Below are 22990 nucleotides of genomic sequence, written 5' to 3'. Positions count from 1 at the left end.
GGTCACGGCCCCCCGGTGGTCGTGCCGTCGGCGCCGGGGGTCGGCAGCGGCTCGCCGCCGGCGCCGGGGACGGGCTCGGGGGTGGCGGTCGCCGAGGCCGACGGCGACGGGGACGGTGACGGTGAGAGGGCCCTCTGCCGGGCCTCGTCCTGCGCCACCTGCTCCTCGAGGTTGTCCACCACCCCACGGGCGGCGGCCAGCGAGGCCGCCGCGATGGTGTCCTCCAGCTGCTCGCGCTGGTAGACGGGCAGGTCCTCCACCTGCACCGAGGACCGCTCGACGACCGACGAGAGCCGCAGGGGCCCGAGGTCGTCGGGCAGCCCGCGGAAGACGGCGACCCGGCCGTCCGAGGCGCCGACGAAGTACTGCGTCTGCGTCCACGCGTAGGCGCCGGCGAGGCCGCCGGCGACGAGCAGCACGAGCACCACGGCGAGGAGCGGCCCGCGCCACCGGCGCCGGCGCGGTGCCTCGTCCTCGTCGTCGCCGGCCCTCGTCGCGCCCGCGGCCCCGGCGGCCCCGCCGCCCGCCGCCCGCGCGATCGCCACCTCGTGCGCGAGCGCCGCGGCCCGGGCCGCCGGGCTGGCGGCGGCCGAGGTCGGCGAGTGGCGGGTGGTGGCGGCGGCGCCCACGACCGCCGAGCGCTGCGAGGGCGCCGCGCCGTCGGGGAGGGCGTCGAGGTCGACGACGTCCGCGACGACGACGGTCACGTTGTCCCCGCCGCCGGCGCGCAGGGCGAGCTGGACGAGCCGGTCGGCGCACTCCTCGACGTCGGGCACCGTCGCCAGCGTCTCGGCCATCGTCTCCGCGGACACGAATCCCGACAGCCCGTCGGAGCACAGCAGCCAGCGGTCGCCCGGCCGCGCCTCGCGCACCGACAGGTCCGGCGTCGTGTCCGCGTCGAAGTCGCCGAGCACGCGCATGACGACCGACCGCTGCGGGTGCGTCTCCGCCTCCTCGGCGGTGATGCGGCCCGTGTCGACGAGGTGCTGGACGTACGTGTGGTCGGCCGTGACCTGCGTGAGCACGCCCCCGCGCAGCAGGTACCCGCGCGAGTCGCCGAGGTGCAGCATCGCCAGCTTGTTGCCCGTCCGCAGGATCGCCGTGACGGTGGTGCCCATGCCGGCCAGCGTCGGGTCGGCGTCGGAGCGGGCGATGATCTCCTCGCGCGCGACCTCCAGGGCGTCCTCGAGCTCGTGCAGCGCGTCGTCGGGACCGTGCGCCTCGTCGTCGAGGGGGACGAGCGCCGCGACCGCGACCGAGGAGGCGACGTCGCCGCCCGCGTGCCCGCCCATGCCGTCCGCGACGACGAGCAGGTGCGGCCCGGCGTAGGCGGAGTCCTGGTTGTTGGCGCGCACGAGGCCCACGTCGGAGCGGGCGGCGTAGCGCAGGGCGACGGCCACCGGGCTACCTCTGCAGCTCGATGATGCTCTGGCCGACCCGGACCGGTGTGCCCGTCGGCAGCGGCACGGGCTCGACGACGCGCTGCTCGTCGACGAAGGTGCCGTTGGTGGAGCCGAGGTCTTCGACCCACCAGCCGCCGTCCTGCGGGAAGATCCGGGCGTGCCGTGAGGAGGAGTAGTCGTCGTCGAGGACGAGCGTGCAGCTGGGGGACCGGCCGACGAGCACCGACGACGTGCTCAGCGGCATGGTCGTTCCGCGCAGCGGGCCCTCGGTCACCACGAGCCGCGACGGGCCCGAGGAGCGGCCGCTGCGCCGCTCGGGACGGGCCTCCGCACGCGGCTCGGGCGCCGCACCCGTGCCGCCGGCCGCCCCGGCCGTGGCCGCGGCGCCGCGCGGGGCCTCCCGCCGGCCGCGCCCGGGCAGGCCGCGCTGCACGATGCGCGTGCCGTACAGGTCGCGGCGCAGCACGCCGATCGCGGCCAGCACCAGCAGCCACAGCAGCGCGAGGTACCCCAGCCGCAGCAGCGCGACGGTCAGCTCACTCATGCGCCGCCGTCACGCGTCGGCGTCCTCGTCCGCACCCGTGGAGAACAGGATGCGCGTCCGGCCGATCGTGAGCGTGTTCCCGTCCAGCAGCGTCGCGGCGGGGACCTGGTGGCCCTCGACGAGGAGCCCGTTGGTGGATCCCAGGTCGGTGGCGATGACGCCGTCGGGCGTCACCCGGATCTCGAGGTGCTTGCGGCTGACCCCGGGGTCGTCGACGACGATGTCCGCCTCCGAGCCCCGGCCGATGACGGTGACGGGCCCGGTGAGGATGTAGCGCTGGCCGTCGATGTCGACGAGCGGGTGCCGCGGGCTGGGCGACGCGGTCGTCGCCGGGGCCACCGCACCCCGCACGGAGGAGGAGGACACGGTGAAGCGGCCGGCCTCGAGGTCGACGTCCTCCGTGAAGCGCACGCTCACGGGCCCGACGAAGGCGTACTGCTGGCTGGCCGCGTGGTCCGTGGCCGTCGCCGCGAGCTCGTCCGCCATGGCCTCGGCCCCCCACGACTCGACGAGGTCGTAGTCCGGCGTCGACAGCGTGATGTCGTACTCGTTCGGTGCGACGGTGCGGTCCCGGCCGACGACCATCGCCCGGTCGTCCATCTCGCGGCGCAGCGCGTCGACGAGCTGGACCGGCTTGAGCTCGCCGCGGAAGGAGCGGACGTTGTTCATGGCGCGTTCCACGCCCTTCTCGATCCTGTCGAGGATGCCCATCCGACCTCCCTCCGTCCGTCGCGTCGGTGCCGCCGGTGGTCGGGGCACGCGTCCGCGTCGTCGATCGTAGCCACCGGCCCGGTCGGGAGGGGTCCGGGCCGTGGCACACGGCCGGGTGAGCGGGGCTGGGGACGGCCCGACGGCGTCCCCCCGCAGGTGCGGAGCCCGTGACCAGCCCGTGACGAGCCACGTGACGACCCCGGCGGGTGTCCGGACCACCCGCGGGACCGTGCTAGCGTTCTACGTCGCGCGCGAGTGGCGAAATGGCAGACGCGCTGGCTTCAGGTGCCAGTGCCCGTAAGGGCGTGGGGGTTCAAGTCCCCCCTCGCGCACAGAGCAGAAGGGCCGGACCTCGGGGTCCGGCCCTTCTCGCGTTCCTCGGGGCGACCGCCCGGCCGTGACCACATCGTGACGCACCCGATGCCGGAGAAGTCGGCTTTGTGGCTTGCCTGTGCGAGATGGCAACGCTTCCATGTGAGGTGCCCGGCACGGTGGCTCGAACAGGACGTGGTCGCCGCAGAGGGCTCAGGGGCGTACCCGTCCCCACGTCGACGTGGAGGTACTCGCATGAGCAGCATCAGCAGGGGCCGGGGGCTCGCGGCCACGATGGCCGGCACGGCCGCCCTGGCCGCGGTCCTGGCGGCGTGCACGCCGCCCCCCTCGGAGGGCGGCGGCGGCGAGGGCGGTGGCGGCGGCGAGGTCGCGGAGGGCTGCGAGGACTACGCCCCGTTCATCGAGATGGGCGACCTCCAGGACACCGAGGTCTCCGTCTACACCACCATCACCGGCGACGAGGCGACCGCGCAGGAGGCGTCGTACGAGGAGTACGAGCGCTGCACCGGCACCGACATCGTCTACGAGGCCAACGACGAGTTCGAGGCCCAGATCGCCGTGCGGATCCAGTCCGGCAGCGCGCCCGACATCGCGTACATCCCGCAGCCCGGCCTGCTGCAGCGCCTCGTCAAGGACTTCCCCGACGCCATCCTCCCGGCGTCCGAGGAGGTCGCGGCCAACGTCGACGAGTTCTTCACCGAGGAGTGGCGCGAGTACGGCACGGTCGACGGCACGCTGTACGGCTCGCCCCTCGGCGCCAACGCGAAGTCCTTCGTCTGGTACTCCCCGAGCATGTTCGCCGAGGCGGGCTACGAGATCCCCACGACCTGGGACGAGCTCATCGCCCTGTCCGACCGGATCGTGGCCGAGCACCCCGACACCAAGCCGTGGTGCGTCGGCATCGCCTCGGGTGACGCGACGGGCTGGCCGGCCACCGACTGGCTCGAGGACGTGGTCCTGCGCACCGCCGGCCCGGACGTCTACGACCAGTGGTACACGCACGAGATCCCCTTCGACGACCCGCAGGTCGTCGAGGCGCTGGACACCGCGGGCGAGATCCTGCGCAACCCGGACTACGTCAACGGCGGTCTCGGCGACGTCTCGAGCATCGCGACGACCGCGTGGGACGCGGGCGGCTTCCCGATCCTCGACGGCTCCTGCTGGATGCACCGCGCCGCCAACTTCTACGGCGTGAACTGGCAGCAGGCGCAGGAGGGCGTCGAGATCGCCGAGGACGGCGACGTCTTCGCCTTCTACCTGCCGGGCGCCACGGCCGACGAGAAGCCGATGCTCGGTGGCGGCGAGTTCGTCGTCTCCTTCGAGGAGCGTCCCGAGGTCCAGGCCTTCCACGCCTTCCTCGCCAGCGACGTGTGGGCCAACGACAAGGCCGAGGTCAGCAACGCCGGCTGGGTCTCCGCCAACAGCGGCCTGGACGTCGAGCTGCTGCAGTCGCCGATCGACCGGCTCGCCAGCGAGATCCTCGCGAGCGACGAGTACACGTTCCGGTTCGACGCGTCCGACCTCATGCCCGGGCCGGTGGGTGCCGGCTCGTTCTGGACCGGCATGACGAACTGGCTCAGCGACCCGAGCACGAGCTCGGAGCAGGTGCTCTCCGACATCGAGGGCTCCTGGCCCGCCAGCTGACGCACCGTTGGCGGCGGGGGTCGGGACGTCCCGGCCCCCGCCGTCCGACGGGGTCCTGATCGTCGGGGACGCGGCGGCACGCCGTCGCGTCCCCCGGAGCGCGGAGGCGTGCATGGTCGAGAACATCGGGTTGTGGGTCGGCTACTTCTGGGGCATCACCAAGGACTTCCTGCTGGACGCCGAGACGCCGGGGCACAAGCTCGCGCTCATGCTCGTGGCGATCCTGCTGTTCGTCGCGGTCATGGGCGCGGTCCTCCTGGCCGTCGACCGGCCGAAGCGCGTGCCGTCGTGGGCGGTCACCGCCGCCTTCGCCGGGCCGGCGCTGCTCGCGCTCGCGTTCGGGCTGGTCTACCCCGCGCTGCGCACCACCTACGGGTCCTTCTTCAACCGCAACGGCACGGAGTTCGTCGGGCTGGACAACTACGTCACAGCCTTCACGCAGGAGTCCTTCCAGGTGGTCCTGCGCAACACGGCGCTGTGGGTGCTGCTGGTGCCGACGCTGGCCACGTTCATCGGGCTCGTCTACGCGGTCGTCGTCGACCGGACGCGGTTCGAGAAGGTCGCCAAGGCCCTGATCTTCCTGCCGATGGCGATCTCGCTGGTCGGGGCCTCGATCATCTGGCGCTTCGTCTACGAGTACCGGGACGCCTCGCGGGCGCAGACGGGCCTGGCCAACCAGCTGCTCGTCTGGCTGGGGCTCGACCCGTACCAGTTCCTCGTCGACCAGCCGCTGAACAACGTCTTCCTCATCGCGGTGCTCATCTGGATCCAGGCGGGCTTCGCGATGACCATCCTGTCCGCGGCGATCAAGGCGATCCCCGACGACATCGTCGAGGCCGCCACGCTCGACGGGCTCAAGGGCCTGGAGATGTTCCGGTACATCACCGTGCCGAGCATCCGGCCCGCCCTCGTCGTGGTCGTCACGACCATCGCCATGACGACGCTCAAGGTCTTCGACATCGTCCGGACGATGACGGGCGGCAACTTCGGCACGTCCGTCGTCGCCAACGAGTTCTACGCCCAGAGCTTCGTGCAGGGGAACGCCGGGATGGGCGCGGCGCTGGCCGTGATCCTCTTCCTCATCGTCATCCCCGTCGTGGTCTACAACGTCCGTCAGCTGCGCCTCTCGGAGGAGATCCGATGACCACGAACCCGGCACCCCCGCAGGCCTTCGGCGCGGCGACGACGGGCGAGGCGGGCGGCGGCCGCGCCCCGGAGCTGCGCGCCGGCATCGGGCGCCGCGCCGACCGCGCGCGCCGGCGGCTCAGCTCGCCCTGGGCCTCGGGCATCGCGATCGCGATCGCCGTGCTGTGGACCGTGCCGACCTTCGGGCTGCTCGTGACGTCGTTCCGGCCGGTCCAGGACATCCGGGCCAACGGCTGGTGGAACTTCTTCGGCGCCCCCCGCGTGACGCTCGACAACTACCAGCAGGTGCTCTTCGAGGGCGACCAGCCGCTCGCGCAGTACGTCCTGAACTCCGTCGTGGTGACGATCCCCGCGGTGGTCATCCCCATCAGCATCGCGCTGCTCGCGGCCTACGCCTTCGCGTGGATCGAGTTCAAGGGCCGCAACATCCTCTTCGTGGCGGTCTTCGCGCTCCAGATCATCCCCATCCAGATCACGATGATCCCGCTGCTCACGCAGTACGTGCGGTGGGACCTCGCGGGGTCGTTCTGGGCGGTGTGGCTGTCGCACTCGATCTTCGCGCTGCCGCTGGCGATCTTCCTGCTGCACAACTTCATGAAGGACATCCCGCCGTCGCTGGTGGAGGCGGCCCGTGTCGACGGCGCGGGGCACGTGCAGATCTTCTTCCGCGTGCTCATGCCCCTGCTGGTCCCGGCGGTCGCGGCGTTCGCGATCTTCCAGTTCCTCTGGGTGTGGAACGACCTGCTCGTCTCGCTCGTCTTCGGCTCCCAGCGCCAGGTCTCGCCGCTCACCGTGCGCCTCGCGACCCTCGCCGGCGACCGTGGCGAGACGTGGCACCTGCTGTCCTCCGGTGCGTTCGTCGCCATGCTGGTCCCGGTCGTCGTGTTCCTCGCGCTGCAGCGCTACTTCGTCCGAGGGCTGCTCGCGGGGTCGGTCAAGGGCTGACGCCGCCCGTACCGGCCGTCGTCGCACCTCGTCGTCGCACCTCGTCGGCGTGCCGCGCGGGACCCCCCGCGCGGCGCGTCCGGCAGGATCGACGCCATGCGCACCGAGACGCTGCGGCTGCACGACGACCGCGACGACGTCACGCTCACCACCTACGTCCTCGACGACTCCCCGGAGCTCCTGGCCGGGGCCCCGCGCCCCGCGGTGCTGGTGCTGCCGGGCGGCGCGTACCTCGGGTGCTCCGACCGCGAGGGCGAGCCCGTCGCGCTCGCGTTCGCCGCCCTGGGGTACCACGCGTTCGTCCTGCGCTACTCGACGTACGGCGCCGTCCCCTCCGGCGTCGACCCCGCGACGGTCGTCGAGCCGAAGGACCACTGCCGGCACCCGGGCCCCCTGCGGGACGTGGCGCTGGCGGTGCTGCGCATCAAGGAGCGGGCGGCGGGGTGGCACCTCGACCCCGACCGCCTGGCGCTGTGCGGGTTCTCCGCCGGCGGGCACAACGCGGCGATGTACGGCACGCACTGGCACCGCCCGCTGCTGACGGAGGCCCTCGGGGTGGACGCGGCCGCGCTGCGGCCGGCCGCGCTGGTGCTCGGCTACGCGCTCACGGACTACGTGCGCCTCGAGGAGTGGGTGGAGCCCGCCGACGAGGGGGTGCGGCAGGTGATGCGCGCGGCCCACGTCGCGCTGCTCGGGACGGCCACGCCGGACGCCGCCACGGAGCTCGCGCTGAGCCCGGCGCGGCACGTCGGTCCGTCGACCCCGCCCAGCTTCCTCTGGCACACCGCCGCGGACGCCCTGGTCCCCGCGCGGCACTCCCTGGCGTTCGCCGCCGCGCTCGCGGACGCCGGCGTGCCGTTCGAGCTGCACGTCCACGAGCGCGGCGGCCACGGCCTCGCGCTCGCCACGGCCGCGACGGCGGGCAGCGCGACCCAGGTCGACGACGTCGCCGCGGGCTGGTTCGGCGCGTGCGCGCGGTGGCTGGAGCAGCGCCTGGCCCTGCCGGTGCCCTGACGTGCCCGACGAGCCGCGCCCCGACGAGCCGCGCCCGGACGAGCCGCGCCCGGACGAGGCGCGCCCGGACGAGCAGCCCCCCAGAGGCGACGGCCCGCCCGTCACCCCCGACGGCCGTTACCTCGTGGTGCGCGGCCGGCTGTGGCGGCGCTCGGACCCCGCGCTCGACGAGGGGCGTCGCGCGGAGCTCACGCACGAGCTCATGGCGGCCCGCCGGGCCAAGGGTGCCGCGATGCGCGCGGGCGATCCCGCGGCACGGGAGGCGGCCCGCGCCAGGGTCGACGCCGCCAAGGTCGCGCTGGGGGAGCGCGGCCCGGTGTGGTGGGACGACGGCGCTCCCGACCTCACGCAGCACCTGGCCCGCACGACGGTCTACGCCGAGTGGTACGCGGGCCTCGCCCCCGGCGGCTGACGGCGTTCCTCAGCCGGTCGACGTCCGCGGGCCCTCGTCGCCCGGGTCCCCGCCCGCCCCGTCGGGCCACGAGGGCCGCGCCCGCGGGCGGGGAGCGTCCAGCCCCAGCCGCATCCCGACGACACGCACGACGAAGCACGCGGCCGCCGCCCCGACGGCGGCCGGCGCGCCCAGCACCTCCTCGACCCCGCCGCGCGCGGCCAGCACGGCCAGCGTCGCCCCGACGAGGGCCGGGATCGCGTACAGCTCGTTCGTCAGGACGCTCGGCACCCGGCGCAGCAGCACGTCGCGCAGGGTGCCGCCACCGACGGCGGTCGTCGCCCCGAGGATGACCGCCTGCGCGGGCCCGGCGCCTAGCTCGAGCGCCCGCGCGGCGCCGGCCACGGCGAAGAGGCTGAGGCCGGCGGCGTCGAGCACCGCGATGGTCCCCGCGAGCCGGTGCAGGTGGTGCCCGAACCAGAACGCCAGCAGCCCGCCCGCGGCGGCGACGGCGAGGTAGCGCCAGTCGCCGAAGGTGGCTGGCGGCAGGGCCCCGAGCAGGATGTCCCGCACGATCCCGCCGCCGAGCCCGGTGATGACCCCGAGCGTGACGACGCCCACGATGTCGACGTGCGCCACCCGCACCGCCGTCAGGGCGCCGTTGAGCGCGAACGCGAAGGTGCCGACGAGGTCGAGCACCAGCAGCAGGGTCAGGTCGCCGTCCACGCACCACGGTCTACCCGACGGCGGGCCCGGGGAGCAGGGGTGCCCGCGCCGGCGAGGGGGCGGCGGCGGGCCGGGCGTGATCCCCTGGACGGCGGGCCCGGACGGCGTCGGTCAGGACGGCACGGGTCGGGACGGGTGGAACGGTACGGGGCCGGACGGCGGGGACCGGGACGGGGAGGGCGCGGTGACCTTCTCGCTCGTCGCGCGCGACGACGACGGCCGCACGTTCGGCGTCGCCACCGCGTCGAAGTACCTCGCCGTCGGCGCCACGGTCCCGGCGGTGGCCGCCGGCGTGGGCGCCCTGGCGACGCAGGCGAGCACGAACGTCCTGTTCCGCGACGCGGGGCTGCGGCTGCTGCGCCAGGGTCGCACCGCCCCGCGCACGGTGGAGCTGCTCGTGGCCGGGGACCCGGGGCGGACGGAGCGGCAGGTCGCGGTCGTGGCGGCGACGGGTCCGCCCGGCGCCTGGACCGGGGAGGGCTGCTCGGACGTGGCCTGCCACCTCGTGGGCGACGGCGTCGTCGCGGCGGGCAACCTCCTGGCCGACGAGGCCGTCCTGCCCGCGATGCTCCGTGCCTCCCAGGGGGCCACCGGGACGCTCGCGCGGCGGCTCCTGGCCGGGCTGGCGGCCGGCGACGCGGCCGGTGGGGACCGGCGGGGGCGGCAGAGCGCGGCCCTCGTCGTCGCGTCCGGGTCGGGCGTGCTGCAGCTGCGCACGTCCGCCCGCGTGGACCTGCGGGTCGACGACCACCCGGCGCCCGTCCCGGAGCTGGCGCGGCTGCTCGACCGCCACGAGCTGCTCGTCGGGGAGACGGATCCCGCGGCCGTCGTCCCGCTGCGCGGCGAGGTCGCCGTGCGGGTCGAGGGGCTGCTCGCGGCGCTGGGACGCACGGCCGGACGGCTCCCGGCCCGGCTGCAGGCCTGGGCCGGGACGGAGAACCTCGAGCACCGCACGCTGCTGGACGGCCTGGACCCCGTGCTGCTCGACGAGCTGGAGCGCCTCGCCGGACGGGCCCCCGCGCGCGCCCCGGGGCCGCCCGTGCCAGGCTCGACGTCCTGAGTGGAGACCCCCGCGCGGACCGAGAGGACCAGCAGGCATGTGCGGGGTGTGCGGTGAGGTGACCGCCGACGGGTCGCGGGCCGACGCGGCGGCGGTCGCGCGGATGTGCGAGGCGCAGGCCCCGCGCGGACCCGACGGCGCGGGGAGCTGGTCCGAGGGGCCCGTCGCGCTCGGGCACCGGCGGCTGGCGGTGATCGACACCAGCGACGCGGGTGCCAAGCCCTGGGTCGACGACGACCTCGGTCTCGCCCTGGTCTTCAACGGCTGCGTCTACAACTACCGCGAGCTCCGCGAGAGGCTGCGCGGCCACGGCTACCGGTTCCGCTCGGCGTGCGACACCGAGGTGGTGCTCGCGGCCTACCACCGGTGGGGCACGGGCTTCGTCGAGCACCTCGTGGGGATGTTCGCGGTGGTCGTCCTCGAGCGCGGGACCGGGCGCGTCGTGCTCGCGCGCGACCGGCTGGGCGTGAAGCCGCTGTACCTGTCGCTCACCGCCCGACGGCTGCGGTTCGCCTCGACCCTGCCCGCGCTGCTGGCCGGCGGCGACGTCGACACGACGATCGACCGCGTGGGTCTGCACCACTACCTCACGTGGCGGGCCGTGGGGCCGGCGCCGCGCACGCTCCTGCGCGGCGTGGAGAAGCTCCCGCCGGCGACGGTGCGCGTCGTCGAGCCCGACGGCACCACCCGCGACCACCGGTACTGGTCGCCGTCCTACGAGCGCCGGGCCGAGCACGCGGGGTGGACCGCCGAGGACTGGACGGACGCGGTGCAGGACGCCCTGACCACCGCGGTACGGCGGCGCATGGTGGCCGACGTGCCGGTGGGCGTGCTCTTGGTCGAGCTGGCGGCCGCGTGCCCGCCGGAGCTCAAGCTGGCCGAGGGCGGCAAGGGTGTGCTGCGGGCCGTGGCGCGGCGCCTCGTGCCCGCCGAGGTGATCGACCGGCCCAAGGGCTACATCCCGGTGCCCGCCGTGACCCACCTCGACGGACCGGTCCTCGACCTCGTCCGCGACGCGCTCACGTCGACGGCGGCCAAGGAGCGGGGCCTGTTCCGTCCCGAGCACCTCGACCCCCTGCTCGAGCGGCCCGACGAGGGCCGCAGCCCCACCGGCGTCAACCGGCTGTGGCCGTTGGGCCTGCTCGAGCTGTGGCTCCAGACGCACGGGGTGCGCTGAACGCCGCGCCCCGGACGCCCCTGCGCCGCTCGCGTCCCGGGGCTACAGCCGGCGCAGCGTCTCGTCGTCCTCCACGCCGTCGTACCAGCGCTCGAGGACCGCACGGAAGGCGGGCTCGTCGGGCGCGGCCTGCGCGAACAGCGTCATGGCGCTGCGCACCTTGACCGCGTCGACGGTCCCGAGGACGGCGACCGGGTCGGCGGAGGGTGTCGCGAGCAGCAGGTCCGTCGTCTCGCGCAGGCGCGGGCCGAGCACGGGGTGCGCGAGGTACGCGCGGGCCTCGTCGACCCCGGCCAGGGCGTAGCGGCGCGACATCTCGCTCTGCCCCAGCCCTGCCACCTGCGGCAGGACGAACCAGATCCAGTGGCTGGTCTTCCTGCCGCGGCGCAGCTCGGCCAGGGCGCGGTCGTACGCGCCCTCCGCGTCCTGGGCGTCGACGAACCGCTGCAGCGGGTTCCCGGCGCTCACGGGGAGAGGTCCGGCCGGTCGAGGTGGATGTCCTCCATCCCCCGACCCTGTGCCGTGGTCCGGGCCGTGTCCACCGCGGCGCGAGCCAAGGACCGCGTCGGACCGGAGGACCGACCGCCGGGTAACGATTCGGCAAGCGCTCTTCCGACTAGTTCGTCTATGGGTTAGCGTAACCAGCGCCGCCCGGTTGAGGGGGGCGTCCGACGCCGCTGTCGGACCGAGCCGTCCGACGGCGTCGTCGGACCCGCAGAGAGGCGGAGGGTGCATGAGCGCCGTCACCAGCAGGACCAGCAGCACGTCCCGGACCCGAGGCCGCCGCACGCGTGCCCGCGCGGGTGCGGCGGTCGCCGCCCTCTCGGTGCTCGCGCTGACCGCGGCGTGCGGCTCCGGTGGCGGCGGCGAGGGCTCGTCGGACGGCGGCGGCACGACCGAGCTGACGATGGCCGTCTGGGGCGGTGACACCGACAAGGCCGCGTACCAGGCGCGCATCGACATGCTCGAGGAGGAGCACCCCGACATCCAGGTCACCCTGCAGCTGATCCCGTCGGACCAGTACGCGCAGAAGGTGCAGACCATGATCGCCGGCGGCGACGGCCCCGACATCATGCAGGTGGCGGAGAACGTCAACGTCTACTCCTCGAAGAGCCAGATCCTCCCGCTCGACGGGTACGTCGCCGAGGCCGGCCTCGACCTGGAGGAGCGGTTCGGCCCCGTCGGCACGCTCTACTCCTACGAGGACAGCGTCTACGCGATCCCCGACCGCTCCGGCGCGATGATCACGTACTACAACAAGGACCTCTTCGACGCGGCGGGCGTCGCCTACCCCACGGCCGACTGGACCTGGGAGGACGCGCGCGACGCCATGCAGAAGCTGACCGTGCCGGGCCAGCAGTGGGGCTACGGCGGCGCGGGCTGGTGGGCGCAGTGGTGGAGCCTGGCGTACCAGAACGGCGGCGCGATCATCGACGAGTCCGGCGCGCCGACGGCTGACTCGCCCGAGGTCGTCGAGGCCCTCCAGTGGGCCAACGACCTCACGTTCAAAGACCACGTCTCGCCCACGCCCGCCGAGTACGCGGACATGGGGCCGGACATGGGCGGCGACCCGGCGTTCGTCGCCGGTAAGGTCGCGATGAACACGACCGGCTTCTGGGCCATCGGCGGCCTCGAGGACGCCGGCTTCAACTGGGACATCGCGCCGTTCTGGGGCGGCAAGGAGAAGGCCGTGACGGCCTTCGGCTCCGGCCTGGCGATCTCCCGCGACAGCGACGCGCCGGACAAGGCGTTCGAGGCGATCGACTTCCTCACGGACGCGAAGGCGCAGGAGGTCATCATCGACATGGCCCAGGACGTGCCCGCGAACCTCGAGGTGCAGAACTCCGACGCGTTCCTCAACCCGGAGTGGGCGACGACGCCCATCAACATGGCGGCCTTCGGCGAGTCGGCCGACCACATCTACCGGGCGCCGTTCATCCCGGAGTGGAACGAGATGCAGCAGGCCTTCACGGACAACCTCGAGACGTTCTGGAACACGGGCGGCGACGCGAAGAGCGCGCTGACCGCGGTGCAGTCGCAGCTCGAGTCCGTCGTGCGGACCGACGGCTGATGACCGCCACCCTCGGCGAGGCCCTCGGGGCGGTGCGCGACGCGCGCCGCCCCGGGGCGGCCGGCCGCCGTCCCCGTCGTGGCGCGCCCCGGCAGCGGCTGACCCGCCGCGGCCGCCAGGAGGCCGGGTGGTTCTGGCTGTTCATCTCCCCGTGGGTGATCGGGTTCCTGGCGTTCCTGCTGGGCCCCATGATCGCGTCGGTCTGGTACTCCCTCACCGACTGGGACTCCTTCACCGCCCCCGAGTTCGTCGGGCTGGACAACTACGTCCGGGCGCTGACGGAGGACCCGATCTTCTGGAAGGCGCTCTGGAACACCCTGTACTACGCGGCCGTCTCCGTGCCGCTGGGCATGGCCATCGGCCTGTACCTGGCGAACCTGCTCAACAAGCAGGTCCGGTTCCGCAAGCTGTGGCGCACGCTCATCTACCTGCCCACGCTGGTGCCGCTGGTGGCCACCGCGATGGTCTTCAAGATGGTGCTCGCGCCGTCGGGGCCCCTGAACGACCTGCTCGGCGTGTTCGGGATCTCCGGTCCGCAGTGGCTGCTCGACCCGAACTGGGTCAAGCCGGCGCTCGTCGTGCTGTCCGTGTGGGGCGCCGGCGGTGCCACGGTGCTGCTGCTGTCCGCGATGAACGGCATCCCGCGGGAGTTCTACGAGGCCGCGGAGATCGACGGCGCGGGGCCGGTCCGGCAGTTCTGGGCGATCACGTTCCCGCAGATCACGCCCGTGCTGTTCTTCAACCTGGTGATGGGCCTCATCGGCGCGTTCCAGATCTTCTCGCAGGTGTACATCCTCACCGGCGGCGGGCCGAACAACTCGAGCCAGACCGTGGTGCCGCTGCTGTTCCGCGAGGCGTTCGAGTTCTACCACTTCGGCTACGCGTCGGCGATCGCCTGGCTGCTGTTCGTCGTCATCATCGGCTTCACCGCCATCGCGTTCGGCACGTCGAGGAAATGGGTCTTCTACGAGACGGAGGTGCGGTGATGGCCGCCACCAGCCAGCTGCCCGGGCTGTCCAGCACGGGTCCCGGCCTCGCCGGTGCCGCCGCCTCCACCGGGGGCGAGCCGCGCGGCCGGGTGCCCGCGCCGATCCTGCGGGCGTTCCGCGCCCGGCCGTCCACCTACGCCGTGCTGCTCGTGGTGTCCGCGCTGCTGTTCACGCCGTTCGTGCTCATGGTCTCGATCGCGCTGTCGAGCGACCGGACGACGGCCGCCGGCGCGTTCACGATCCTCCCCGGCGAGTGGAACTGGCAGAACTTCGTCGACGTGTTCACCACGGACCTGCCCACGGGCCGGTTCCTGCTGAACTCGGTCATCATCGCGACCTTCTCCGCGCTCGGGCAGGTCCTGTCGAGCTCGCTCGTCGGGTACGCCTTCGCGCGGCTGCGCGCCCCGGGCAAGAACGCCGTCTTCGTCGTCGTCATCGCCACGATGATGATCCCCGCGCAGATCACGATGATCCCGCAGTTCGTGCTCTTCAAGGAGCTCGGCTGGGTGAACACGTTCCTGCCGCTCATCGTGCCGAACTTCTTCACCAACGCCTTCAACGTGTTCCTCGTGCGGCAGTTCGTCACGCGGCTGAGCAACGAGATCGACGAGGCCGCCCAGGTCGACGGGCTCGGCTACTTCGGCATCTACCGGCGGATGATCCTGCCGATGCTCACCCCCGTGCTCATCGCGATCGGGATCTTCACGCTGACCGCCACGTGGGGCGACTTCATGGGGCCGCTCATCTACCTCAACAACGAGGAGGACATGCCCCTGGCGCTCGGCCTGCAGTACATGACGTCGACGACGAACGACCTGCAGACTCCGCCGTGGAACCTCGTCATGGTCGGCTCCATCGTGCTGACGCTGCCGATGATCGCCGTGTACTACCTCGGCCAGAAGTACCTGTACGAGATGAACCTCAACGGCGGGAGCGCAGGGGTCAAGTGAGCACCGACGTCCTTCCCGACGACCTCCTCGCCGAGGACCTGTCGTCGGACGGCGGGCAGGCGTGCGCCGGCACGGTCCCGTCCGGCGCGGTCCCGTCCGGCGCGGTCCCGTCCGTCGCGCTCACCGCCGCGGGCCTCGTCGTCGACGGCGAGCCGCAGGTCCTGCTGTGCGCGTCCCTCTTCCCGTTCCGGCTGCCGCGCGAGGAGTGGGCGGCGCGGCTCGCGCAGGTGCGGGCCTCGGGCTACCGGGCCGTCGACGTGTACGTGCCGTGGAACTTCCACGAGCTCGCGCCGGGCCGCTGGGACTTCTCGGGGCGGCGGGACGTGGGGGCGTTCCTCGACCTTGCCGCCGACGCCGGGCTCGCCGTCGTCGCCCGTCCCGGCCCGTACATCTGCTCGGAGTGGGACGGCGGGGCGCTGCCGGCGTGGCTGACCCTCGAGGACGGGCTGCGGCCGCGGCAGGCCGAGCCGCGGTTCCTGGCGCACGTGCGCCGGTGGTTCGAGCAGGTGCTGCCCCTCCTCGCGGCGCGGCAGCACGGGCGCGGCGGGTCCGTCGTGGCGGTGCAGCTGGAGAACGAGCTCGACTTCTTCGACACGGACGACCGCGCCGCGTACGTCGGGGCGCTGCGGGACCTCGCGCGGGAGCACGGCGTCGTCGTCCCGCTGGTCGCGTGCGCCGGGCAGGGGGACCTCGTCGGCGCCACGGGTGACGTCGAGGGCGTCGTGCCGGCGTTCAACTTCTACCCGTCCGACCGCTCGCCCGCGGTCGAGGCGGAGGTGCGCGCCTACGCGGACCTCGTCGCAGAGCGCGGGCTGCCGCTGCTGGTCACCGAGACGAACCGCGACCACCGCACGCTGCGGCGGTTGCTCGTCAGCGGCGCCCGGCTGGTGGCGCCCTACCTGCAGGCGTCGGGGTACGACTTCGGCTGGATGCCGTCGGTGGGCAACTGGGGCGACCCGGGCGGCCTCATGACGCACGACTACGACTTCGGCGGGTACGTCTCGCCGGTCGGCGAGCTGCGCCCGGGCCATGCGGCGGCGCGGGTCCTGGCGGCGGTCGTGGAGGCGTACGGGCCGGCGCTCGCGGCCGCGACGACGCACCCGTCGGACCTGCCGGTGGTCGTCGACGGCCCGACGGCGTCCTCCCCCTCGGCGCTGCACCTCGTCGGGGGCGGCTCCCTCGTCGGGCTGCCCAACCTGTCCGACGACGAGGTCGTCGCGCACGTCGGGCCGGTGGCCGGCCTGCCCGTCGCCGCGGTGCGGCTGCCCGCCGCGTCCTGCCCGCTGGTGACCGTCGGGCGTCCGCTCGACGCGCACGGGCTGCCGGGCACGCTCCTGCTGGCGACCGCCGACGTCGTCGCGCTCGGGCCGGACGGGGTCGTGCTGGCCTCGGCCGTGCCGGCCGTCGTCGGGCTGGGCACGTCCGCCGTTCGGGCCGGCGACGAGCGGCCCGCGGTGGAGGGCGCGCGGGTGCTCGGCACGTCGGACGCCGCCGGGTCGGGGGTGCTCGTCGAGCTGCCCGCCGGTGAGCGGGGCGTCCGCCACGAGGCGCGCGTCACGGTCGGGGCGACGACGTGGCCGCTCGTCGTCGTGCACCCGGACGACGTCGGCCCCGGCGGCGTGGCGGAGACGGGGACGGCGGTTCCGGGGGCGGGGGTGGTCGACGTCGGGAGGCAGGACGTCGACGCCGAGCCCCGGCGCCTGACGGCCGCGCGCCGGCTCGTGCCGCCGCCGCCGCCCGCGCCCGTGCGGCACACCCGGGCACCGCGGTCGGAGGAGGTCGGCGTCCACCGCGGCCGGCTCCACCTGCGGACCCGGCTCGTGCGGGACGGCGCGGACGCGCTGCTGCTCGAGGGCGCGGGCGACCTCGTCGACCTGTCCCTCGACGGCCGCGCGCTGCCGACCCTCGCCCGGTTCGGGGCGACGGCGGTGGTCGACCTGCGCGGCGAGGCGGACGCGGTCGACCTGGCGGCGACCGTCGAGACGTGGGGGCACCCGAACTTCGACGACGCGCGGCTGCCGGGCCTGCGGCTCGGCTCGCTGCGCGGGCTGGGCGACGTGTGGCGCGTCGTCGGGCGCACGGACGTCTCCGCGCTGTGGACCGTGCACGGCGACGCGCAGTGGGCCGGCGACCCGGCGCCGCTGCGGACGCTCGGCGGCTGGAGCAGCACGCGGGTCGGCCGCGAGGTCGTCTACCGGCGGGCGCTGCCCGTCGCGCCGGACGCCAACCACGCGCTGCGGCTGGACGGCGTGCCCGGCGCGGTCGTCGTGCGGGTCGACGGGCACGAGCGGGTCGTGCACGCCGTCGACCCCTGGCTGCACCTGGCCCCGGGCGAGGGCGCGACCGTCGAGGTCGTCCTGCCGCACACGCCCGGTGCGCTGGGCGGGGCCGAGCTGCTGCGGCTGGCGCCGGTCGAGGGCTGGGACGTCGTGCCGGAGGACGACGAGGCGATCGTGGCCGCCGTGCGGGCAGCGGTACCGGCCGCCCCGCCGGAGGGACCGGGCGCGGACGTGTTCCCGGTCCGCCCCGGGCCCGGCGAGGAGGTCTGGCTGGAGCTGGCCGTGCCGACCGGCACGGGCTGGTCGATCCGCCCCGAGGGCGAGCAGGTGCGCCTCACCGTCGTCGCCGGCGACGAGGGCCTCGGCCGCGTCTGGCTCGACGACGCCGCCCGGCCGCGGCTCACCGGGGGTGACGGGGGCCGGATCTGGCTCCCCGCGGCATGGAACACCGGTACTGTCCGGCTCATGGTGCGAGGGACCGCAGGGGGGCCGTCGCCGGTGCTGCACGCGCTGGTCGCGTCGCCGGTGCCACCGCCGTCCGGCCCGTGATCACCTCGCGCCGCACGGCTCGGGACATCCGCAGCGACTCCCGGCTGGCGGTGCTGCACGCCCTGCTGTCCGCGGGCGAGGCCAGCCGCAACGACCTCGCCCGCGCGACGGGGCTCAGCACCGCCACCGTCGCCACGGTCGTGGCCGAGCTGCTCGCGGAGGGCCTCGTCGTCGGCGCGGGACGGAACCGCAGCGGCGTGGGCCGCCCCAGCACGAGCCTGCGGATCGACGGGTCGCGCGGCGCCATCCTCGGCGTCGACGTCGCGGAGACGTACGTGCGGACGGTCGTGTTCGACGCCGCCCTGGCCCCCGTCGGCCGGTTCGAGGTGCCGCTCGACGAGCACGAGAACCTGCCCGGCTACGTCGTGGACGGCGTCGGCCGGAGCATCGACGGCGCCCTCGGGGAGGCCGGGGTCGAGCGGTCGCGCGTCCTCGGCGTCGGGGTCTCCCTGCCGGGGCAGGTGCTGCCCAACGCGGGCGTGTCGGTCTTCGCACCGAACTGGGACTGGCGGGGCGTGCGGATCCTGGACCTGCTCCGGGCGCGCGTCGACCTGCCGCTGGTCCTCGACAACCCGCTGAAGGCCATCGCGACCGCCGAGCTGTGGTTCGGCGCGGGGCGGTCGGTGCGCAGCCTGGTGACGATCAACCTGGGCACGGGCGTCGGGGCCGGCATCGTCCTCGACGGGCGCATCCTGCGCGGGGTGTCCAACAACGCGGGCGAGTGGGGGCACTCCCTGCTGGTCCTCGACGGGCGGGAGTGCCGGTGCGGCCGGCGCGGCTGCGTCGAGGCGTACGTGGGGGCGCGGGGCATCCAGCAGACGCTGGCGGAGATCGACCCGGACCACCCGCTGCTCGCGCTCGGGCACCAGCGCGACTTCATCTCCGCCGTCGCCGGGGGCCTCGACGAGGACGCGTCCGGCCCGTTGGCCGAGCTCCTGCGACGCACGGGCCGCTACCTCGGCGCGGGTGTCGCGGACCTCGTCGCCATCCTCAACCCGGAGCGGGTGACGCTCACGGGATGGACCGCCTGGACGCTCGGCGAGCACCTCATGGCCCCGACGAACGCCGAGCTGGCCGTGCAGGCCCCGCTCGGCTCGGCCAGCGACGTGACGCTCGACGTGTCCACGGTCCGCGGCGGCTCGGTCGCCCGCGGCATGGCGACCTTCGCGTTCGAGCGCTTCCTGGGCGACCTCGGCCTGCTCAGCGTCGACCGCTGACGCGCCGGCGCGGCCCGGCGTGCGCGCCCGCCCCCTGCGTGCGTCGGACGCGGCCCGGACCGGGGGACGTCAGGTGGTGGCCCCCGGTCCGGCGGCCCTGCGCCGACGTCGGGCGGCGGACCGGGGCGGCGTCCGGCGCATGTGGTCGCGCGCGCGGGTGAGGATCTCCGCGAGCGTCTCGACGTCCTGACGGGTCAGCGGCGCGAGGAGCAGGTCGTCGACGACGCCGACGTGACCGGGCAGGACGTCGGCGAGGACCGCCCGGCCCTCGTCGGTGATGGACACGGTGACGCTGCGCTCGTCGTCGGGCGCCGGGGCGCGGGTGACGAGGCCGCGCCGCTCCAACGTCTGGGCCTGGTAGGTGAGCCCGCTGCGGCTGTAGACGACCCCGTCGGCGAGGTCGGTCATCCGCCGGCTGCCCCCCGGTGCGTCCCCGAGGGTGGCCAGGAGCTGGAACTGCACGTAGCTCAGCCCCGCCACCTCGCCGAGCTGCTGCTCCACGGCGTGCCGCAGCAGGCTGCTGGCCTCGATGAGGGCGAAGTAGGCGCCGAGCTCGGTGGCGTCGAGCGACCGTGCGGTGGAGGTCATGGCACGAGCGTATCGAAGCTTCGGCTTCGAACCACTTGCTACGGATTCGAAGCACTAGTACGGTGGCTGCAGGCGCTTCGAACTCGAAGCACCATATCGCTCACGAGGAGGGAGAAGACCATGAAGGCAGTGCGTTTCCACGAGACCGGCGGCCCCGAGGTCCTGCGCTACGAGGACGCCCCCCAGCCCGTTCCCGGTACCGGGCAGGTCCGCGTCCGGGTCGCCGCGTCGGCCTACAACCCGGCGGACGGCGGCATGCGGGGCGGCTTCCTGCCGATCCCGATCACCCTCCCGCACGTGCCGGGCTACGACGTGGCGGGCACCGTCGACGCGCTCGGCGACGGCGTCGACGGGCTCGCGGTGGGCGACGCCGTCGTCGGGTTCCTCCCGATGGCGTCGGACGGGGCGGCGGCCGAGTACGTCGTGGCGCCGGCCGAGGCGCTCGTCCCGGCGCCGACGCGGATCCCCCTCGTCGACGCGGCCGGGCTCCCCTCGGTCGCCCTCACGGCCTGGCAGGCACTGTTCGAGGCCGGCGGGCTGGAGGCGGGTCAGCGCCTGCTGGTCAACGGGGCGGGCGGACCCGTCGGCGGGTACGCCGTCCAGCTCGCCGCGCACGCGGGGGCGCACGTCGTCGCGACGGGCAGCCCCCGCAGCGCCGCCGCCGTGCGCGCGGCGGGTGCCGACGAGGTCGTCGACCACACGACGACGTCGCTCCTCGAGGCGGTGGCCGAGCCCGTCGACGTGCTGCTGAACCTCGCCCCGATCACCGCGGACGACTTCACGGCGCTGGTGGCGCTGGTCCGCGACGGCGGCGTCGTCGTCTCCACGACCCCGATGGTCCCGACGCCCGGCGACGAGGCGCGCGGGGTCCGGGCCGAGACCGTCTTCGTCCACCCCGACGCGGAGGTGCTGTCCCGGCTGGTCGCCCGGGTCGACGCCGGGGAGCTGCGGGTCCAGGTGGCCCGGCGCGTGCCGCTCGCGGAGCTGCCGGCCCTGCACGCGGAGGCGGAGGCCGGCGGGGTGCACGGCAAGGTCGTCGTCGTGGCACCCGCCGCGTGAGCGACCGCACCGACCCGGCCGCGGCGCACGCACCGCGGCCGGGTCAGCCCGCCCGACGCATGGGGACGTGCGGGATGCCGTCCTCGTGGAACGCGGGCCCGTCGACGACGAACCCGAAGCGCGCGTACCAGTCGGCCAGGTGGGCCTGGGCGTCGAGCACGACGTCGACGCCCGGGGCCCGCTGGGTGCACCGCGCGACACCGAGCCGCATCAGCCGCGAGGCGACGCCCCGCGACCGCGCGGACGCCGCCGTGGCCACCCGGCCGATGCGCTGCGTGCCGTCCGGGTCCCGCAGGACGCGCAGGGTGCCGAGCACCTCGTCGCCGGCCGCGGTCCACAGCAGCTCCGCGTCCGCCTCGGCGTCCCGTCCGTCCAGCTCGGGGTACGCGCACTCCTGCTCGACGACGAAGACGTCCACCCGCAGCCGCAGGAGCCGGTAGAGCGTGCGGGCGTCGACGTCGTCGAGCGTCGCGCGGTGGTCGGTCAGGGGCACGTCGAGGGGCGCGTCGAGGGGCAGGTCGGGTCCGGGCACGCCCCGGGACGGTACCCGCGCGGCCTCCGCGACGGATCCGCCGCTCAGCCGACGGCGACCCCACGGTCCGCGAGCATCTCGCGAGCCAGCGGCACGACCCGGGTGCCGTAGAGCTCCACCGCGCGCATGAGCCGGCTGTGCGGCATCGGCCCGCTGGAGTACTTGAGGTCGAACCGGTCGACGCCCAGGGCGGCCACCGCGTCGGCGATGCGCCGGGCGACGGTCTCGGGGCTCCCGACGAACAGCGCCCCGCCCTCGGCCTCGGCGTCGAACTCCGCCCGGCCCATGGGGGGCCAGCCGCGCTCGCGGCCGATGCGGTCGCGGTTCGCCTTGAAGTGCGGGAACAGCAGCTCGCGCGCCTCGTCGTCGGTGTCGGCGACGAAGCCGGGAGAGTGAACGCCCACGGCCTGCCGCCCCGTGCCGAGCTGCTCGGTGGCCCGGTGGAACAGGTCGACGTAGGGGGCGAACCGCGCGGGCGCGCCGCCGATGATCGCGAGCATGAGGGGCAGCCCGTGCCGGGCGGTGCGCACGACGGACTCGGGGCTCCCGCCCACGCCCACCCACACCGGCAGGCACCCGCGCTCCGTCGTCGGGAAGACGCGCTGGTCCGTCAGCCCCGCGCGGGTCGTGCCGGACCAGGTGACCGGGCCCTCGTCGCGCAGCCGGACGAGCAGGTCCAGCTTCTCCTCGAACAGCACCTCGTAGTCGGTCAGGTCGTAGCCGAACAGCGGGAAGGACTCCGTGAAGGAGCCGCGGCCGACGGTGATCTCCGCGCGCCCGCCGCTGATCGCGTCGATGGTCGCGAAGCGCTGGTAGACGCGGACCGGGTCGTCGGAGCTGAGGACCGTCACGCCGGAGCCGAGCGTGATCCGCCGGGTCCGCGCCGCGACGGCCGCGAGCACCACGTCGGGGGCCGAGACGGCGTAGTCGTCGCGGTGGTGCTCGCCGAGGCTCAGGTGGTCCACGCCGACCTCGTCGGCCAGGACCCCCTCCTCGACGACGTGCCGGACGACCTGGTGGGCCGGCACCGGCCGGCCGTCGTCGTCGACCGTGACGTCGCCGAAGGTGTCGAGGCCGAAGGTGACGGTCCGGGGCTGCTGCGCGGTGGGGTCGCTCATGGCCCGATCAACGAGCACGCCGCACGCGGTGTTCCTGTGGGTGCCCTGTCCGCGCCGGCGCCGGCGCCGGCCCCGCCGGGCGGGTGTCGGGGGGCGGGGCTAGCGTCGGCGGCGGACGCGGCAGGACGACGACGCCGCCCGACGAGAGGAGCCGGCCGTGGCCGATGCCGATGACGTGACGCAGTCCGCCGAGAAGGACCCGTCGGACTGGACGACGGGGGACGAGCCCATGACGGGCCCGCAGCGCAGCTACCTGCACACGCTGGCGCGCGAGGCGGGCGAGGAGGTGCCGGACGACATCACGAAGGCGCAGGCCTCCGAGATGATCGACCGGCTGCAGTCGGCGACGGGGCGCGGCGCGTCCTGACCCTCGCCCTCGGGCTCCGAGGGCCCTGCGCCCGAACGGCCGTCGTCCCCCCGCGGGGCGGCGGCCGTTCCTCGTCTGGGGACGGCCCACGGCGGCCGCCGGACAGACCCTTGACACGGACGTGTGAACGGCAGACGATCGCTGTGCGGTTACGACGTCGTAAAAGTGCGCGTCAGC

At 74.6% G+C, this 22990-nt stretch carries 22 protein-coding genes and 1 tRNA gene; 15 read left to right on the top strand and 8 right to left on the bottom strand.

Annotated elements, in window-relative coordinates; translation table 11 throughout:
- Positions 1-2: 2 nt before the first annotated feature.
- Genes BM048_RS15145 through BM048_RS15135 form a run of 3 tightly spaced genes read right to left on the bottom strand, consistent with a single transcriptional unit; the run spans position 3 to position 2658 of the window.
- On the bottom strand, positions 3-1400 hold the full coding sequence (locus tag BM048_RS15145) for a PP2C family protein-serine/threonine phosphatase (protein WP_090034296.1): 1398 nt from the start codon (positions 1398-1400) through the stop codon (positions 3-5).
- A gap of 4 nt (positions 1401-1404) precedes the next feature.
- The gene (locus BM048_RS15140) at positions 1405-1947 is read right to left on the bottom strand and encodes an FHA domain-containing protein FhaB/FipA (protein WP_090034294.1); all 543 of its coding nucleotides are present in this window, start codon (positions 1945-1947) and stop codon (positions 1405-1407) included.
- Positions 1948-1956: 9 nt separating this feature from the next.
- A complete protein-coding gene (locus tag BM048_RS15135) occupies positions 1957-2658 on the bottom strand; it encodes an FHA domain-containing protein (protein WP_090034293.1) in 702 nt (233 codons plus the stop codon).
- A gap of 249 nt (positions 2659-2907) precedes the next feature.
- Here BM048_RS15135 and BM048_RS15130 point away from each other — a divergent pair.
- From BM048_RS15130 to BM048_RS15105, 6 genes are all read left to right on the top strand, one after another.
- Positions 2908-2990: transfer RNA gene (locus BM048_RS15130), tRNA-Leu, on the top strand.
- A gap of 235 nt (positions 2991-3225) precedes the next feature.
- Positions 3226-4635, top strand: a complete 1410-nt coding sequence (locus tag BM048_RS15125) for an ABC transporter substrate-binding protein (protein ID WP_090034291.1) — start codon at positions 3226-3228, stop codon at positions 4633-4635.
- Positions 4636-4747: 112 nt separating this feature from the next.
- The gene (locus tag BM048_RS15120) at positions 4748-5779 is read left to right on the top strand and encodes a carbohydrate ABC transporter permease (protein WP_239079010.1); all 1032 of its coding nucleotides are present in this window, start codon (positions 4748-4750) and stop codon (positions 5777-5779) included.
- Complete coding sequence (locus BM048_RS15115) at positions 5776-6726, top strand: carbohydrate ABC transporter permease (protein WP_090034290.1); 951 nt, start codon at positions 5776-5778, stop codon at positions 6724-6726. The genes BM048_RS15120 and BM048_RS15115 overlap by 4 nt, the downstream gene beginning before the upstream one ends.
- A 96-nt stretch (positions 6727-6822) precedes the next feature.
- Positions 6823-7740 (top strand): alpha/beta hydrolase, encoded by a 918-nt coding sequence (locus tag BM048_RS15110; protein ID WP_090034288.1) that lies wholly within the window; start codon positions 6823-6825, stop codon positions 7738-7740.
- 1 nt (position 7741) lies between these two features.
- A complete protein-coding gene (locus BM048_RS15105) occupies positions 7742-8152 on the top strand; it encodes a hypothetical protein (protein WP_203708973.1) in 411 nt (136 codons plus the stop codon).
- A 9-nt stretch (positions 8153-8161) separates the two neighbouring features.
- On the opposite strand, the gene BM048_RS15100 is transcribed toward BM048_RS15105, so the two are convergent.
- Complete coding sequence (locus BM048_RS15100) at positions 8162-8857, bottom strand: trimeric intracellular cation channel family protein (RefSeq protein WP_203708974.1); 696 nt, start codon at positions 8855-8857, stop codon at positions 8162-8164.
- Positions 8858-9041: 184 nt separating this feature from the next.
- Between BM048_RS15100 and BM048_RS15095 the strand changes: the two genes are divergently transcribed.
- Entirely contained in the window at positions 9042-9917 is an 876-nt protein-coding gene (locus BM048_RS15095; protein ID WP_090034328.1) for a DUF1028 domain-containing protein, read from the top strand.
- 37 nt (positions 9918-9954) lie between these two features.
- Positions 9955-11094: an asparagine synthase-related protein gene (locus BM048_RS15090; protein WP_090034287.1), complete on the top strand. Its 1140-nt coding sequence runs from the start codon at positions 9955-9957 to the stop codon at positions 11092-11094.
- A gap of 42 nt (positions 11095-11136) precedes the next feature.
- On the opposite strand, the gene BM048_RS18840 is transcribed toward BM048_RS15090, so the two are convergent.
- A complete protein-coding gene (locus tag BM048_RS18840; protein ID WP_239079011.1) occupies positions 11137-11562 on the bottom strand; it encodes a DUF1810 domain-containing protein in 426 nt (141 codons plus the stop codon).
- A gap of 265 nt (positions 11563-11827) precedes the next feature.
- On the opposite strand from BM048_RS18840, the gene BM048_RS15080 reads away from it, so the two are divergent.
- The 5 genes from BM048_RS15080 to BM048_RS15060 are packed head-to-tail and all read left to right on the top strand — an operon-like array spanning position 11828 to position 19149.
- Positions 11828-13165, top strand: a complete 1338-nt coding sequence (locus tag BM048_RS15080) for an ABC transporter substrate-binding protein (protein WP_090034284.1) — start codon at positions 11828-11830, stop codon at positions 13163-13165.
- On the top strand, positions 13165-14151 hold the full coding sequence (locus tag BM048_RS15075; protein WP_090034283.1) for a carbohydrate ABC transporter permease: 987 nt from the start codon (positions 13165-13167) through the stop codon (positions 14149-14151). Before BM048_RS15080 ends, BM048_RS15075 begins: the two co-directional genes overlap by 1 nt.
- Positions 14151-15104, top strand: coding sequence for a carbohydrate ABC transporter permease (locus BM048_RS18525; protein ID WP_090034282.1), 954 nt, complete (start codon positions 14151-14153; stop codon positions 15102-15104). The genes BM048_RS15075 and BM048_RS18525 overlap by 1 nt, the downstream gene beginning before the upstream one ends.
- A complete protein-coding gene (locus BM048_RS15065) occupies positions 15101-17932 on the top strand; it encodes a beta-galactosidase (RefSeq protein ID WP_090034281.1) in 2832 nt (943 codons plus the stop codon). The genes BM048_RS18525 and BM048_RS15065 overlap by 4 nt, the downstream gene beginning before the upstream one ends.
- A complete protein-coding gene (locus tag BM048_RS15060) occupies positions 17929-19149 on the top strand; it encodes an ROK family transcriptional regulator (RefSeq protein ID WP_239079012.1) in 1221 nt (406 codons plus the stop codon). The genes BM048_RS15065 and BM048_RS15060 overlap by 4 nt, the downstream gene beginning before the upstream one ends.
- A gap of 69 nt (positions 19150-19218) precedes the next feature.
- On the opposite strand, the gene BM048_RS15055 is transcribed toward BM048_RS15060, so the two are convergent.
- Entirely contained in the window at positions 19219-19737 is a 519-nt protein-coding gene (locus BM048_RS15055; RefSeq protein ID WP_090034280.1) for a MarR family winged helix-turn-helix transcriptional regulator, read from the bottom strand.
- A gap of 120 nt (positions 19738-19857) precedes the next feature.
- On the opposite strand from BM048_RS15055, the gene BM048_RS15050 reads away from it, so the two are divergent.
- On the top strand, positions 19858-20796 hold the full coding sequence (locus BM048_RS15050; RefSeq protein WP_090034279.1) for an NADP-dependent oxidoreductase: 939 nt from the start codon (positions 19858-19860) through the stop codon (positions 20794-20796).
- Positions 20797-20839: 43 nt separating this feature from the next.
- On the opposite strand, the gene BM048_RS15045 is transcribed toward BM048_RS15050, so the two are convergent.
- Both BM048_RS15045 and BM048_RS15040 read right to left on the bottom strand, forming a co-directional pair.
- Positions 20840-21328, bottom strand: a complete 489-nt coding sequence (locus tag BM048_RS15045) for a GNAT family N-acetyltransferase (protein ID WP_239079013.1) — start codon at positions 21326-21328, stop codon at positions 20840-20842.
- 44 nt (positions 21329-21372) lie between these two features.
- A complete protein-coding gene (locus BM048_RS15040) occupies positions 21373-22446 on the bottom strand; it encodes an LLM class flavin-dependent oxidoreductase (protein WP_090034278.1) in 1074 nt (357 codons plus the stop codon).
- A gap of 157 nt (positions 22447-22603) precedes the next feature.
- Here BM048_RS15040 and BM048_RS15035 point away from each other — a divergent pair, with 157 nt between their 5' ends.
- A complete protein-coding gene (locus BM048_RS15035; RefSeq protein WP_090034277.1) occupies positions 22604-22813 on the top strand; it encodes a DUF3072 domain-containing protein in 210 nt (69 codons plus the stop codon).
- The last annotated feature ends 177 nt before the right edge of the window (positions 22814-22990 follow it).

The organism is Cellulomonas marina, assembly GCF_900111925.1.
Lineage (GTDB): Bacteria > Actinomycetota > Actinomycetes > Actinomycetales > Cellulomonadaceae > Cellulomonas > Cellulomonas marina.
Note: the sequence above shows the minus strand (reverse complement) of the source record. Positions and strands in the feature narration are given on the sequence as shown.

Excerpts from the sequence above, each read along its gene's own strand:
- BM048_RS15140 (WP_090034294.1), bottom strand. The coding sequence starts at position 1,947 with ATGAGTGAGCTGACCGTCGCGCTGCTGCGGCTGGGGTACCTCGCGCTG.
- BM048_RS15135 (WP_090034293.1), bottom strand. The coding sequence starts at position 2,658 with ATGGGCATCCTCGACAGGATCGAGAAGGGCGTGGAACGCGCCATGAAC.
- BM048_RS15125 (WP_090034291.1), top strand. The coding sequence starts at position 3,226 with ATGAGCAGCATCAGCAGGGGCCGGGGGCTCGCGGCCACGATGGCCGGC.
- BM048_RS15120 (WP_239079010.1), top strand. The coding sequence starts at position 4,748 with ATGGTCGAGAACATCGGGTTGTGGGTCGGCTACTTCTGGGGCATCACC.
- BM048_RS15115 (WP_090034290.1), top strand. The coding sequence starts at position 5,776 with ATGACCACGAACCCGGCACCCCCGCAGGCCTTCGGCGCGGCGACGACG.
- BM048_RS15110 (WP_090034288.1), top strand. The coding sequence starts at position 6,823 with ATGCGCACCGAGACGCTGCGGCTGCACGACGACCGCGACGACGTCACG.
- BM048_RS15090 (WP_090034287.1), top strand. The coding sequence starts at position 9,955 with ATGTGCGGGGTGTGCGGTGAGGTGACCGCCGACGGGTCGCGGGCCGAC.
- BM048_RS15080 (WP_090034284.1), top strand. The coding sequence starts at position 11,828 with ATGAGCGCCGTCACCAGCAGGACCAGCAGCACGTCCCGGACCCGAGGC.
- BM048_RS15075 (WP_090034283.1), top strand. The coding sequence starts at position 13,165 with ATGACCGCCACCCTCGGCGAGGCCCTCGGGGCGGTGCGCGACGCGCGC.
- BM048_RS18525 (WP_090034282.1), top strand. The coding sequence starts at position 14,151 with ATGGCCGCCACCAGCCAGCTGCCCGGGCTGTCCAGCACGGGTCCCGGC.
- BM048_RS15055 (WP_090034280.1), bottom strand. The coding sequence starts at position 19,737 with ATGACCTCCACCGCACGGTCGCTCGACGCCACCGAGCTCGGCGCCTAC.
- BM048_RS15050 (WP_090034279.1), top strand. The coding sequence starts at position 19,858 with ATGAAGGCAGTGCGTTTCCACGAGACCGGCGGCCCCGAGGTCCTGCGC.
- BM048_RS15040 (WP_090034278.1), bottom strand. The coding sequence starts at position 22,446 with ATGAGCGACCCCACCGCGCAGCAGCCCCGGACCGTCACCTTCGGCCTC.